We start from the raw sequence: 13,017 nt of genomic DNA on the forward strand, positions 1-13,017 counted from the left end.
AGTGAACGCTGAAGATAAAACGAGGATTACCGTTGATATATATGGACACCAATACAAATTAAAAGCAAGCACCAGCACCAATTATATGAAGCGAGTAGCTGAATACGTAAATGAACAAATGTTTCGTATTGCCAAGGGCTATCCGCGGCTAGATTCACAGAGAATCGCTGTTCTGGCTGCGGTGAACATGGCTGATGAGTGCTTCCGTATGAATGAAATTATGGAAGAACTGACCAAAGCTCAAAAGAACCAAGAAGCAACAAAAGCTGCCTATGACAAATTAATTGTTAACTTTAACGAAATGAAACTAGAATACGAGCAACAACAAACATACATAAGTGAGCAAAATGCTAAACTAGTACAAGGTAACCAAACGCAAGAGCAAATGAAACAAGAAGTTCAGAAAGCAATACAAGAACAAGAGCAATTGAGGCAACAATTACAACAAGCTAAACAACATCAAGAACAAGTTAAACAACAACATCAAGAGCAAGCTAAACAACAACAAGAACAAGCCAAACAGCAGCAAGAGCAAATCAAACAACAACTAGAACAAGTCAAACAACAGCTCGAGCAGGAAAAACGTCAACAAAAACAAGTAAGACAACAGCTAGAGCAAGAAAAACAACAACACCAACAAACAAAGCAACAATTGGAGCAGGAGAAACAACAAAAGGCGCATCAGCTGCAAAAGCTGAACGAACAGCACAGAGTCGAAAAACAGTCACTCTCAGAAATCCACCAACAAGACAGAGAAATGTTAAATCAGCAATATCAACAAGAAAAAGAAGCACTAATGCAGCAGCATCTGCAAGAAAAAGAAATCATAAACATGCAACATCAAGAAGAGATCTTTAAGCTTTCGAATCACTACCAGTTGGAAAAGGAAACACTCGTAAATCAACATAAAGAGGAACTAGAAAACATCACAATCCATCATCAAACGGAAATTGAAACTATCACAAACAAACATCAAGAGAGAATTGATACTATTAGGAACCAACTTCAAGAAAAACTAAGTACAATTTCAAATCAACATAAAGAGAAAATAGATAATATTACAATTCAACATCAAGTGGAAATAGAAACACTCACAACTGCGCACCAAAAGGAGATAGATACACTCACAACCTCGCACCAAGAAGAAATAGAAACACTCACCGCCCTATACCAGGACGAGGCAGAGGCTAAGATACTGAGTTATGAGCAAGATAAAGGCAATCTAGTTGGGGAATTTCAAGAACGACAAACAAACATTATTCAACAGCTTGAAGACCAAAAATCAACAATTATTACACAATATCAAGCTCAAATTGATGCTTTACTAGAGCATCAGCAATTAGAACGAAGTGCACTTGCTCAACATTTTGAAGAAGAAAAAGAACGGATCTTAGCCCAAGCACGCAGAGAAAAAGAAGAATTAATGCATCAAAGCTTGAACGACGAGGCTCAGCAAAAAGAGCTTCAAAACATCAAAGAAGAGTATAAAGAGCTGCGCGAGGAATATGCTAAACTGCAGAATGAATACAATGAGTGGATCGAGCTTGTAGAAACAGATAGTCCTGGCAGGTAATCCATAGTGACAATGAATACATTAGATTATGTCATGTTGTCAATAGTAGCTTTGGGTCTGCTGCTTGGTTACTTTAGAGGATTTATTGCCCAGATTGTCTCACTCTCAGGTTTTGTTCTCGCCTACCTCGTTGCATTTTATTTTTACAGGGATTTCGCTCCGCTGCTTCGAAACGCAGTTTCACTGCCTACCTATCAAAATTACCAAAAATACGAATTTATTGTAAAAGGCCTTAATCTGGATACCTATATCCTGAACGCTTTAGCCTTTGCTATATTGTTTTTTGGTGTAAAATTCGCACTAGTCATCGTAGGCAGAGCACTTAATATACTAGCAAAAACCCCAGGCCTAAACTTCATCAACCGTTGGAGCGGCGCATTGTTGGGCTTAGCAGAAGCACTTTTGATCATCATCATAGCCGTCAATGTTATCACCATCATGCCCTCAGATGAACTTCAAAAGCTGCTCTCAAGCTCAACCATAGCTCCATATTTAATTAACGAATTACCCAATATAGCAGGTAAACTCCAAGAACTCTGGAAGCAAGGAATCCCCTTATAGAAGCTGCCTTCTATCTAATATAGAAAGGGCAGCTTTTATCAGTAATACCACGTTGATCCAGAGCGAGTACTTCCGGACTCACATCCACTAAACATATGAGTTCTGTAGTATCTACAAAGTCGCGAAATATCACAAATCCATAACGCGGCTGCAGCTACGTCCACAACTATCTCCAGAAGCACTTAAACAACGATAACTAAACGACGGCCACGGTCAAAGGTACAAATACATCCATAACTATAACCAAACGACCGCCGCAGCCACAATTACAATCACATCAACTACGATAACCAAACGACTACCACAGCCACATCCCAAACTGAACCCGAACCCGAACCCGAATCCGAACCCGAACCCGAACCCAAAACAAAAACCATACTCATCAGCCTCAACCACAGCCACGGCCACAGCACAGCCAAGCACCAGCACCAGCCACACCCACACCCACACCCACACGCACCATAACCTATTTCAGTAGCTTTGAAGTCATTACTTAAGTAATTGAGGCTGGGAAGGTCGAATAAAACTACTAATCACATATAATATCAAGTCCAGTAACCTTCGCGACTGGGCAAGAATGATTATTCTTATAATTCCGAAAATACCTTCACTCGAAAAGATATCATCTAAAATTTAGTTTTCTGTAGTATCTACAATCATCAAAAAACTTCAACTAAGCCTAAAAAAACACATTCTATGTCCCTGACTGAGACGACATCTGTTCAAATTCTTACAAAGGCTTAAAATTAAAACTAACAAATTATTTATTAATCGAACTCAAATTGAAATTTCATTGTAGATACTACAGAAATTGAATATTCATCATATTAATCTTAGAAAAATAATTTTCTTTACATGCAAACAGATGTTCTATATAATACAAATATAGGAAATTATTTGGGTCGCATTATACTTGAGAGGAGTCAATTCATGGATGCATATTTATTTGAATCGTTGGATGACACTTTTAAGACGGAGGAAGATTGTGTAAGATTTTTGGCGAAAAGACGGTGGGCGGGTGGGTTTTGTTGCCCGAGTTGTGATTATCATTTATTTTATATAGTGAAGACTCGCAATTTATTGGAGTGTAAAGAATGCCGTACGCAAATTTCATTAACAGCTGGAACGGTTATGCATAAATCTAAGCTTCCCTTGATGATTTGGTTCAAAGCTATTCGAACATTGATCCAGGATAGCCAAACTTATTCGATTTCAGCTTTTGCGAGCTTGCTTGGAGTGAATTATCGAACTGCTAAATTGATGCTGGAGAAGCTACAACTAGCTTTATATAAGCAATATTCACGTATGGGCTCAGGTGCGCGCAAGATGAATGAACAAAGAGTAAAATCCAATCCAAATAAAAGAAAGCATACAACTATTACCTCTCGAAAGATCAACACTAACTTCTGTAAGTATTTATTCACAAATTCAAAGAACATAAAGTATGTAGAGGATGTTTTGTTTAGAAAATGGATGGATGCTTTCTTATCCGTTTTTTTGTTTCCTGTCTATTTAAGGTATTGTCAAGTGCTTTGATGTAACGTTAAAGTCACTTATGAATGCACATGACCCCAACCTAGTGGCTAGGGCAGCCAAGGAAGCCAGGGATACATGAATGGACAGGCTTTAACAAATCCAACATTCATTTTTTTGAGCTGATGGCTGCTTTACAGGTAAGATCTACCAGCCCTATTTAATCATCAATTGTTGTTGATTAATGATAAGTGATTGGAAGTTTGAAGAAAAAATGTTATACCTTGTGCAAATAAAAAAGACTTACCGCCTATTACCGCGATAAGGTCTTATGAATTGACTGAATTAAACTATTCAACAATCAATGTAGTTTTCATATTAGCGTGACCACTGCCACACATGATGGAACAGTTAATTGGGAAAGAACCCGCTTTATCTGGCGTAAAGGTAACTGTTTTATTGCTGTTATCGAGGTTAACTTTGAATTCTTTAATGGATGCACCATGAACGCCTTGCGTATTATCAAGCGTAATTGTAACGGGCTCTCCTTTTTTGACGCGATATTCGGATTGGTCAAATTTGAAGTTAGAGGCTTTCAATAATACTTGCTGGCCTGCTGCTGCAGTAGCGGCGGGAGATGAGGATTGTGTTGATTTTGTATCTTTGTTTCCACAAGCGGCTATCGCAAAGATTAAGACTATTCCCATAAAAAGAACGAGTAATTTCTTCAATGTATACCCCTCCGAAATTGTATTGATTCCCCTCATCATTGTACACGACCTCTTCCAAAAAAACAGTGACAAACTCGTGAAAGTGATTTTTAACATAGAAAAGATCGGTCCGGCGAGTGAATACGCGGCAGACCGATCTTTTTTGGGCCTTAGCATGGATATCAGTTATCGAAACTGATAGGTTTTTATCGACGATCTTCTTTTCCTGAGATCCCTTGTTCAAAGGGGGTTTTCACAGGAATGAATAGGTCGATGATTCCGATGACCAAAGCAGCTAAAATGGCACCTATTATGCTCGTAGATACATTACTTACGACAAACTGGGCGGCCCAAATAACAAGCGCGCTCACCAGAAAGCCTACGATTCCCCTGCCAAAGGGAGTGATTTGTTTGCCGAAGATCCCTTCAATGATCCAAGCAGCAACAGCAATGACCAAAGCTAGAAAAAATGCGCTCCAGAAACCGCCGACTTTAAAACCTGGAACTAACCAGCTGACAAACATTAAAACCAAAGCAGAAACAATAAACCTTACCAGATGTCCGAGAAGATGCATCTCGTGAACCTCCTTCTTTTTGTGATGAGAACAAGTTCTCATGACAAGAAGTGATTTTTTGCAAACAATGCCTCGTGTGTTCAAGTCTTGCATTCCTTTTGGCAGGAAGATAGGTGCACAGCTTAGTGTGTCCAAATCCAGTGAATATTATGGTAGGCAGCATCTTCCATATAACGATTGTCTCCGTAGCTAATCAAGCTTGTTTTGGTTTATAATATAGGGTAGAGAAAAGAGGTTGGGATCGTTGAATAAGAAAATAATTAAAACATTAGATTATCAGAAGATTTTACATAAACTAGCTCATCATGCGTCAACTTCGCTTGGTAAGGATGCCGTGGAAAAGCTTGAACCTAAGGGTGATTTTGAACTTGTCAAGCTTCGGCTGCAAGCAACCGATGAGGCTGTTAATGTAGAGCGATTAAAGGGGAATGCCCCTTTCGGTGGAATTCGAGATATTAGATCTTCATTGCACCGAGTTAGAATTGGCGGAATGTTAAACCCAGCGGAGCTGCTTGATATTTCGACGACAATGTTCGGTACACGCAGGTTAAAGCGATTTGTTCTCGCGGTTCATGAAGAATATGCAATACCGATGCTCAAAGGGCAGGTTGAATTACTCACAGAAAATAAGCCATTAGAAGATAAGATTAACAGCTGTATCGATGAGAATGCTGTAGTTGTTGACGGTGCGAGCCCTGAACTGGGACGTGTGAGAAGTGAATTACGCACAGGTGAAGGAAGAGTCCGAGAGAGGTTAGAGCAGATGCTTCGCAACTCATCTGTTCAGAAAATGTTACAGGACGTATTGATCACTATTCGTAACGACCGTTTTGTAATCCCGGTTAAATCGGAGTACCGATCCAGCTTTGGCGGGATGATTCATGATCAGTCAGCATCGGGAGCGACGCTATATATTGAGCCCGATGCTATTGTTCAATTAAATAACAAAATTCGTGAATTAAAGTTTAAGGAAGAAGTTGAAATTGAAAAAATTTTAAGAGCACTCTCAGAGCTTGTTGCTGAACAAGTGGATTTGCTTGTGCTTGATGTGGATCAATTGGCTGAGCTTGATTTTACGTTTGCTAAAGCTGGTCTGGCTAGGGAACTGAAAGCCACAATGCCTAGATTAAATGATCGAGGCTTCATTAAGATAAAGCGAGGCCGGCATCCGCTTATCGCGGCTGATTCGGTAGTGCCGCTTGATTTGGAGTTGGGCAATGATTTCTCGCAAATCATTGTGACAGGGCCTAATACAGGTGGTAAAACAGTCTCCCTCAAAACAGTGGGACTCCTTAGCCTAATGGCAATGTCAGGCTTGTTTGTTCCAGCAGAAGAAGGCAGTCAGTTATGTGTATTCGATGCGATTTATGCGGATATTGGTGATGAGCAGAGCATCGAGCAGAATTTAAGTACTTTTTCGAGTCATATGACGAATATCATAAGCATTTTAAGAGATATGACACCAAAGAGCTTGGTTTTGCTGGATGAGCTTGGAGCAGGTACCGATCCTGCTGAAGGTTCGGCTTTAGCGATCTCCATTTTGGATTATATTCATCAAATCGGCTGCCGAATTATTGCAACGACGCACTATTCGGAGTTAAAGGCTTATGCCTATCAAAAGCAAGGCACCATTAATGCAAGCATGGAATTTGATATACAAACGCTAAGTCCAACTTACCGCTTGCTTGTAGGTGTTCCTGGTCGAAGTAATGCGTTTGCGATTGCAGAGCGCCTAGGCTTATCGAAGCGCATTATTGAGCACGCACGTACGCAGGTGGGCGAGGAGGATAAGCGCGTCGAGTCAATGATCGCGTCGCTTGAGGAGAACCGCCTGATAGCGGAAGCTGAGCGCCAAAGCGCTGAGAGGATGCGACGTGAGGCGGAAGAGATGCGCCTAACGTTAGAAGCTCAGCAGGCCAAGTTCGATGAGCAGCGCGATAAGCTGCTCGAGAAGGCCGAGCGCGACGCGCGTGAGGCTGTTGCCAAGGCGCGCCGCGAGGCGGATGAAATCATCGCCGATCTGCGGCGCATGGCGCAGGAGGAAGCCGGTGGGGTCAAGGATCACCGGCTGGTAGAAGCGAAGCGCCGCCTCGATCAGGCGGCGCCGGAACTGCGCGAGAAGCAGGTTCGCGCGGCGAAGAAGCGGCCTGAGAGAATCGAGGCCGGGGATGAAGTGCGTGTCGTGACCCTGGGTCAGAAGGGTCACGTCGTAGAGGTTGTTAGCGCCACAGAAGCAACGGTGCAGTTGGGGATTATGAAAATGAAGGTCGAGTTGTCGAATCTCGAGAAGATTGGCAGCACGGCTCAGAAAAAGCCAGCTCATCAGGTGGCTACAACCGTCAAACGAACAAGAGATGATAACATCCGGATGGAACTGGATATGCGCGGTCTCAACATGGAGGATGCCTTGATCGAGGCAGATCGATTCCTGGATGAATCTTTCTTGGGCAATTTAGGTCAAGTGTACTTGATTCATGGCAAAGGAACAGGTGTGCTGCGTACTGGAATGCAGGAATACTTGCGCCGTCATAAGCATGTGAAGAGCTACCGTATGGGGAATTACAATGAAGGCGGAGCAGGAGTTACAATCGTCGAATTGAAATAACTTTTAATTTTTTTCATCTTTTTGAAACTCATTCTTTGGGACTGCGTATGTAATATGTGTAAGCACCGGTGATTAAAAAAGAATTCGCATTACCCAAATATTAAATATACGTTTATAAACCTTAGGAGGAATTCAGAAATGGGAATTTTTAAAAGACTTCGTGATATGACAATGGCTTCAGTCAATGACTTGTTGGACAAAGCAGAAGATCCGGTTAAAATGTTAAATCAGTTTCTGCGTGACATGGAAGAAGACATCTTAGAGGCTGAGACTGCGGTAGCTAAGCAGATCGCAATTGAGAAGAAATTCAAGCTTCAAGTCGAAGAATCCGAAGAGATGGTAACGAAGCGTACAGAGCAGGCTATGAAAGCCCTCGAGTCTGGCAACGAAGACCTGGCTCGCCGCGCGCTGGAAGACAAGAAAGAGCACCAAGGACGTTACGATGAATTGAAACGCCAATATGATCTTGCGAAAACGAATGCTGATCAACTTCGCAGCCAATTGACGGAAATGAAAGACGAGTTCAACAAAATGAAGAACAAGAAGGATTTGTTGATTGCTCGTGCTGAAACAGCAAAAGCTCAAAAACAAATCAATCAAGCGATGTCTGGTTTTGGTACGGACAATGCAGCTAAAGGTTTTGACCGGATGAGTGAGAAAGTGCTTCAAATGGAAGCTGAAGCGCAAGCAAGTGGCGAAATCCGCGCTAAAAACCGCAGCTTAGATGATGAGCTTGACGGACTTGGCGGAAGCAGCAGCGGAATAGATGACGAATTGGCAGCTATGAAAGCAAAGCTTGCTGAAAAAAAACAATCCTAATGCTATACTAATAGTACCTGCGAGAGACTGAGTCAAACTCAGTCTCTTCTATCTTTCGTGAAGGAAGGCAGGAGACGATATGAACGAAGAGGTGGATGTATTGCTAAGTAACCCATATTTATCGACGCTTGCCTTTTTTGCAGTTGCTGTAATCGCGCTTGTTGTATTTCTAACGATTTTTGAAATGGTCACCAAATATGATGATTGGGCTGAGATCAAAAAAGGCAACTTATCTGTAGCGATGGCTACAGGCGGGAAGATTTTTGGGATTTGCAATCTGTTCCGGTTCGCTATCCTAAACAACGATACGATGATTCATTCCCTTATTTGGGCAGGGTACGGATTCTTGCTATTGCTGGTTGCCTACTTCATTTTTGAATTCTTGACGCCTTATTTCAAGATCGATGAAGAAATCAAAAAAGACAATCGCGCTGTAGGTTTCTTGTCTTTGACACTGTCTGTCTCCCTTTCCTACGTGGTCGGAGCTTGTGTAACTTAGAATCATACATAATCTTGGAGGCTTGAACAATGAAATACCTGTGGGGCACTTTGTTTGCCATTGCATTTGTATTTATGGCGGCAGGGGTTTATTATTTATTGAAATATGCATGAATGCATTAGGTTGGAGGATTATGTAATGAGTGCCAATGATGAAATAGTTTGTCCATGGTGCCAAACGGAGATCGTTTGGGATCCGGAAATTGGACCAGAGGACGAATGTCCACACTGCTTTAACGAACTGAATGATTATAGGACTATTGATTTAAAGGTGAAACAAACGGGTCAACCGCTCCGCTTTGATGAACAAGAATATGCCGATTCGGATGAAGATTTGTCATTAGCTTGGGATGATTCGGATGAACCTCTCGATAAATACGGAGAAAAAGTTCAGCATATTACGGATGAACAAGAAGAGGCGCCTGAGTGTTCAAGCTGTCATGAACTAATGTTATTTGCTGGTACTGAGGTCACGAGTGGCACTTCTTTCACGCCAGTTATTCCCAAAACGTTAGGAAGTGCTTTCCTAACAGGTCCCTTTACTTCAAATGTTTTTGTATGCCCGTCTTGCTTCAAGGTAGAGAAAATCTTGTCTGATACCGATCGACTGCTTATGGTTGAACGTATTAAATCGGAGTAATAATGGAACCGAGTCCTTGATGGATTCGGTTTTTTATATGTCCAGCCTCATATTTTCACTCGATTGGGGAAGCTTAACAAGAGCTATTTCGATCTATGGGGAAAGGTGAGGAGGAATATGCAAAAGGATAAGAGTAAGCAATTTGTTCAACCAAGCAGAGCAATAGATGGCACAAGAAGCAATTATTTTGAAGAACGTGGAAGTGGAGCCGTCGAAGCTAAAGGTTCACAGAAGAAAGGCCGGCTAGATGCGCAAGCGATTCTTTTGCTCATCGTTCACACGCTATTTGGCAGTGCAAATGCCTTGTCCGGAACTTTCGTTGGTGTGTATTTGTGGAAGGCTAAAAATGACTTCGCTTTAATTGGTTGGTTTACGTTGACGACTCATTTGACAATGGCGATTACCTTCTGGTTAGCAGGGAAATGGGTGAAGGAACACAATAAAATGAACTGCTTACGGATCGGTGTTGCGGTTTCCGCGGGTTTTTATATGCTGGTATTGTGGCTTGGAGCAAGCAGCTTTCACTATTTTGTTTGGTTAGGTATGGTCCAGGGAATTTCAGCTGGCTTCTTCTGGGTTGCTTTTAATGTTGTTTATTTTGAAGTGACGGACCCCGATAATCGAGATCGGTTCAATGGCTGGGTTGGGCTATTGGGTTCCGGCGCAGGCATTATCGCACCATGGATCTCCGGTTTACTAATTGTGAGTTTGGGAGATGTTGCTGGATATCGGTTAATTTTTTCAATCTCATTGGGTATCTTTGTGCTAGGTGTGATTATCAGCTTCTTTTTGAAAAAAAGGAAATTACAAGGCAGCTACGAATGGTTGTTTCCTTTTCGTTGTTTAAGGCAAACTGAAACACCCTGGAAGCGCGTTTGCTTAGCCTTGGTATTTCAAGGAGTTCGAGAAGGGGTCTTTGGCTTCATGATTGCCCTCCTCGTCTACATAGCCACATCAAGTGAAGCGAGCTTAGGTAAGTTTGTACTGATTACTTCTGCGGTATCTCTAGTGAGTTTCTGGGCGGCGGGACGATTTATTAAACCGCGTTTTCGTAAGATCAGTATGCTGATTGGCGCTGCTATGATCGTGGTCGTTATTATTCCTTTTTTCTGGAAAATGGGGTACAGCACTTTACTTATTTTCGGCATAGGAGCTTCGCTCTTTTTTCCGATGTATTCGGTGCCTATGGTGTCGGCTGTATTCGATCTAATTGGTTCAAATGAAGCCAGTGCTAAGCAGCGGGAGGAGTATGTTGTTCTTCGTGAGCTTTCACTCAATGTGGGGCGTGTGTGCGGTGTGCTCTTATTCATTTGTGTCATTTCGTGGAGTACGGCGCCACTTGTAATAAACGTACTGTTATTAATCATTGGCAGCTCATCGCTGGTCAGCTGGTACTTTATGAAGAAGCAGTTAACTGTAATTAGAACTTGACATTTTTCGTGCTTCCCGTTAAAGATGTGGGTATAGATTGTTTCATTGGGAAGAGGAGGGGGAAACCCTTGACACATAAAAAAATGGTGAATAGCATCACAGAGCTGATTGGTGATACACCGGCTGTAAGGATTAACCGATTGGTAGGTCCAAATGATGCGGAGCTCTACGTAAAGCTTGAATACTTCAATCCAAGCGGCAGTGTAAAGGACCGGGCTGCGTTTAATTTAATCGAACAAGCGGAGAAAGATGGGCTGCTTAGTCCAGGTGCTACGATTATCGAGCCGACTAGCGGTAATACTGGCATTGGACTTGCTATGAATGCGGCTGCCAGAGGCTACAAAGCCATTCTAATCATGCCGGACAACATGACCAAAGAACGGATTAATCTGCTCAAGGCCTATGGCGCAGAGGTCGTTCTCACTCCCGCCGTGCTGCGGATGCCTGGAGCGATCGAGAAAGCGAAGGAGCTGAGGGATCAGATACCAGGCAGCTATATCCCACAGCAGTTCGAGAATCCGGCGAATCCGAACATTCATCGGACGACAACAGCTCCTGAAATTCTGGAGCAAATGGACGGGCGTCTGGATGCATTCGTAGCAACCTCAGGTACGGGTGGAACGATCACCGGAACCGGTGAGGTGCTGAGGGAGAAGCTGCCGGATATTCAGATTTATGTGGTTGAGCCGAAGGGCTCACCGGTTCTGTCTGGCGGAAGCCCGGGTCCGCACAAACTCGTCGGTACGAGTCCAGGCTTCGTACCCGCTATTCTGAACACAAGCATTTACGATCAGATCGTGCAGGTGACGGATGAAGATGCGATCCGCACCATGAAAGATCTGGCCAGTAAGGAAGGCATTCTTGTAGGACCTTCAGCTGGAGCCTCGGTGTGGACAGGTTTGCAGGTTGCCAGTAAATTAGGAGCGGGCAAAAGAGTGCTCTGTATTGCTCCGGATACGGGCGAAAGATATCTGAGTATGGACATTTTTGATTAAATTCATGAATAGGCTTTGTAAATATATAGCGGCTCACCGGATCTAAAAGATCCGGACGGGCCGTTCTTCATTATTTTTTAACATAAGAGTTGATAAAAGAATATTGAATAAAAATTCATAATTGAGTATAATTATAAGTATAAGAAAGTTGGAAGCGAAAGGTGGAAATGCTGTGAAATTAGCTTATATTAATGCACTTCCTGAAAAAGATCAATTCCAGGAGTTTATACAGACATATACAGAAGAATGCATAACATTAGGAGCTCAAGCGATTGTGAATTGGAACGATTTCCAATCTGAGCACGTTATCTCGGTTTATGATGAGAATAAACTTGTCGGAATCGGTTGTATGGCGGGAGAATGTCATGTCCATGTGCGTCCTACGTATGAGCATCGTGAAATTGAATCTATGGTGAACAAATTGCTGCAAGCGGAATCTAAGCTTAGTTTGGTTCACGGACAATGATTATAGGCAGGCAGAGGCTACTCGGAGTTTCCGGTGGCCTTTTTCTTATTTATGAGGTGGAAATTTCGGTTATACAAAAATATTCCGCTCTAAAACAAGCTCAGTAATTGAATTAGGACGGCAATTCATTGTAAGATTAAAGGATGAACGAATCAGATTTCAGAAAGGTAGGTTTAACCATGGATGCTTTGAAGCTAAAAATTCTCGAAATACTGAAGGAAGATGCCCGCAGGAGTGCGGACTTGATCGCCACTATGCTAGGAACGGCGGAGGCCGAGGTGGCGCGAGCGATAAGCGAGATGGAAGCGGATAAGGTCATCGTCAAATACGCGACAGTAGTTAACTGGAGCAAAGTGGATGACGAAAAGGTTACCGCCCTGATTGAAGTGCAAATTACGCCGGAACGCGGACACGGGTTTGATGCTATCGCGGAACGGATCTATTTATATCCAGAAGTCAAATCGGTTTATCTCATGTCTGGCGCCTATGATTTACTTGTGGAAATTGAGGGCAGTTCCCTCAAACAAGTCGCTTCTTTCGTGTCTAACAAGCTTTCACCGATCGATCGCGTACTTTCAACAAAGACGAATTTTATATTAAAAAAATACAAACAAGACGGCATTATATTCGAGGATCAGGAAGACGATCACCGAATGCTCGTTTCGCCGTAA

General features: G+C 42.6%; 14 protein-coding genes. 11 read left to right on the top strand and 3 right to left on the bottom strand.

Translation table 11 applies throughout. The annotated features are described in order from the left end of the window. Position 1 precedes the first annotated feature (1 nt). Both zapA and G519_RS0107050 read left to right on the top strand, forming a co-directional pair. Positions 2 to 1,573, top strand: coding sequence for a cell division protein ZapA (gene zapA, locus G519_RS0107045; protein WP_029194070.1), 1,572 nt, complete (start codon positions 2 to 4; stop codon positions 1,571 to 1,573). Between the two features lie 12 nt (positions 1,574 to 1,585). Beyond that, entirely contained in the window at positions 1,586 to 2,134 is a 549-nt protein-coding gene (locus G519_RS0107050; RefSeq protein WP_029194071.1) for a CvpA family protein, read from the top strand. Between the two features lie 237 nt (positions 2,135 to 2,371). On the opposite strand, the gene G519_RS51585 is transcribed toward G519_RS0107050, so the two are convergent. Next, a complete protein-coding gene (locus G519_RS51585; RefSeq protein ID WP_208860880.1) occupies positions 2,372 to 2,590 on the bottom strand; it encodes a hypothetical protein in 219 nt (72 codons plus the stop codon). Positions 2,591 to 3,064: 474 nt separating this feature from the next. Between G519_RS51585 and G519_RS47295 the strand changes: the two genes are divergently transcribed. Further along, complete coding sequence (locus G519_RS47295; protein WP_029194072.1) at positions 3,065 to 3,670, top strand: transposase; 606 nt, start codon at positions 3,065 to 3,067, stop codon at positions 3,668 to 3,670. 287 nt (positions 3,671 to 3,957) lie between these two features. On the opposite strand, the gene G519_RS0107065 is transcribed toward G519_RS47295, so the two are convergent. Both G519_RS0107065 and G519_RS0107070 read right to left on the bottom strand, forming a co-directional pair. After that, a complete protein-coding gene (locus tag G519_RS0107065) occupies positions 3,958 to 4,338 on the bottom strand; it encodes a cupredoxin domain-containing protein (RefSeq protein ID WP_029194073.1) in 381 nt (126 codons plus the stop codon). 185 nt (positions 4,339 to 4,523) lie between these two features. Continuing rightward, positions 4,524 to 4,892 (bottom strand): phage holin family protein, encoded by a 369-nt coding sequence (locus G519_RS0107070; RefSeq protein ID WP_029194074.1) that lies wholly within the window; start codon positions 4,890 to 4,892, stop codon positions 4,524 to 4,526. A 244-nt stretch (positions 4,893 to 5,136) separates the two neighbouring features. Here G519_RS0107070 and G519_RS0107075 point away from each other — a divergent pair, with 244 nt between their 5' ends. From G519_RS0107075 to G519_RS0107115, 8 genes are all read left to right on the top strand, one after another. Next, entirely contained in the window at positions 5,137 to 7,497 is a 2,361-nt protein-coding gene (locus tag G519_RS0107075) for an endonuclease MutS2 (protein WP_029194075.1), read from the top strand. A 138-nt stretch (positions 7,498 to 7,635) separates the two neighbouring features. Then, positions 7,636 to 8,316 (top strand): PspA/IM30 family protein, encoded by a 681-nt coding sequence (locus G519_RS0107080; protein ID WP_029194076.1) that lies wholly within the window; start codon positions 7,636 to 7,638, stop codon positions 8,314 to 8,316. A gap of 79 nt (positions 8,317 to 8,395) precedes the next feature. Beyond that, a complete protein-coding gene (locus G519_RS0107085) occupies positions 8,396 to 8,815 on the top strand; it encodes a DUF350 domain-containing protein (RefSeq protein ID WP_029194077.1) in 420 nt (139 codons plus the stop codon). A 138-nt stretch (positions 8,816 to 8,953) separates the two neighbouring features. Next, positions 8,954 to 9,454: a hypothetical protein gene (locus tag G519_RS0107095; RefSeq protein WP_029194078.1), complete on the top strand. Its 501-nt coding sequence runs from the start codon at positions 8,954 to 8,956 to the stop codon at positions 9,452 to 9,454. Between the two features lie 117 nt (positions 9,455 to 9,571). Further along, positions 9,572 to 10,885, top strand: coding sequence for an MFS transporter (locus G519_RS0107100; protein ID WP_029194079.1), 1,314 nt, complete (start codon positions 9,572 to 9,574; stop codon positions 10,883 to 10,885). Between the two features lie 83 nt (positions 10,886 to 10,968). After that, on the top strand, positions 10,969 to 11,880 hold the full coding sequence (gene cysK / locus G519_RS0107105; protein WP_036632317.1) for a cysteine synthase A: 912 nt from the start codon (positions 10,969 to 10,971) through the stop codon (positions 11,878 to 11,880). Positions 11,881 to 12,052: 172 nt separating this feature from the next. Continuing rightward, positions 12,053 to 12,346, top strand: a complete 294-nt coding sequence (locus G519_RS0107110; protein WP_029194081.1) for a hypothetical protein — start codon at positions 12,053 to 12,055, stop codon at positions 12,344 to 12,346. A 179-nt stretch (positions 12,347 to 12,525) separates the two neighbouring features. Further along, a complete protein-coding gene (locus G519_RS0107115) occupies positions 12,526 to 13,017 on the top strand; it encodes an Lrp/AsnC family transcriptional regulator (RefSeq protein WP_029194082.1) in 492 nt (163 codons plus the stop codon).

It is taken from the genome of Paenibacillus alginolyticus DSM 5050 = NBRC 15375 (assembly GCF_000422905.1).
Classification (GTDB): domain Bacteria; phylum Bacillota; class Bacilli; order Paenibacillales; family NBRC-103111; genus Paenibacillus_E; species Paenibacillus_E alginolyticus.

Bases quoted from the DNA above. Each gene is read 5' to 3' on its own strand.
- G519_RS0107050 (WP_029194071.1), top strand. From the start codon at position 1,586: ATGAATACATTAGATTATGTCATGTTGTCAATAGTAGCTTTGGGTCTG.
- G519_RS47295 (WP_029194072.1), top strand. From the start codon at position 3,065: ATGGATGCATATTTATTTGAATCGTTGGATGACACTTTTAAGACGGAG.
- G519_RS0107070 (WP_029194074.1), bottom strand. From the start codon at position 4,892: ATGCATCTTCTCGGACATCTGGTAAGGTTTATTGTTTCTGCTTTGGTT.
- G519_RS0107080 (WP_029194076.1), top strand. From the start codon at position 7,636: ATGGGAATTTTTAAAAGACTTCGTGATATGACAATGGCTTCAGTCAAT.
- G519_RS0107085 (WP_029194077.1), top strand. From the start codon at position 8,396: ATGAACGAAGAGGTGGATGTATTGCTAAGTAACCCATATTTATCGACG.
- G519_RS0107095 (WP_029194078.1), top strand. From the start codon at position 8,954: ATGAGTGCCAATGATGAAATAGTTTGTCCATGGTGCCAAACGGAGATC.
- G519_RS0107100 (WP_029194079.1), top strand. From the start codon at position 9,572: ATGCAAAAGGATAAGAGTAAGCAATTTGTTCAACCAAGCAGAGCAATA.
- cysK (WP_036632317.1), top strand. From the start codon at position 10,969: ATGGTGAATAGCATCACAGAGCTGATTGGTGATACACCGGCTGTAAGG.
- G519_RS0107115 (WP_029194082.1), top strand. From the start codon at position 12,526: ATGGATGCTTTGAAGCTAAAAATTCTCGAAATACTGAAGGAAGATGCC.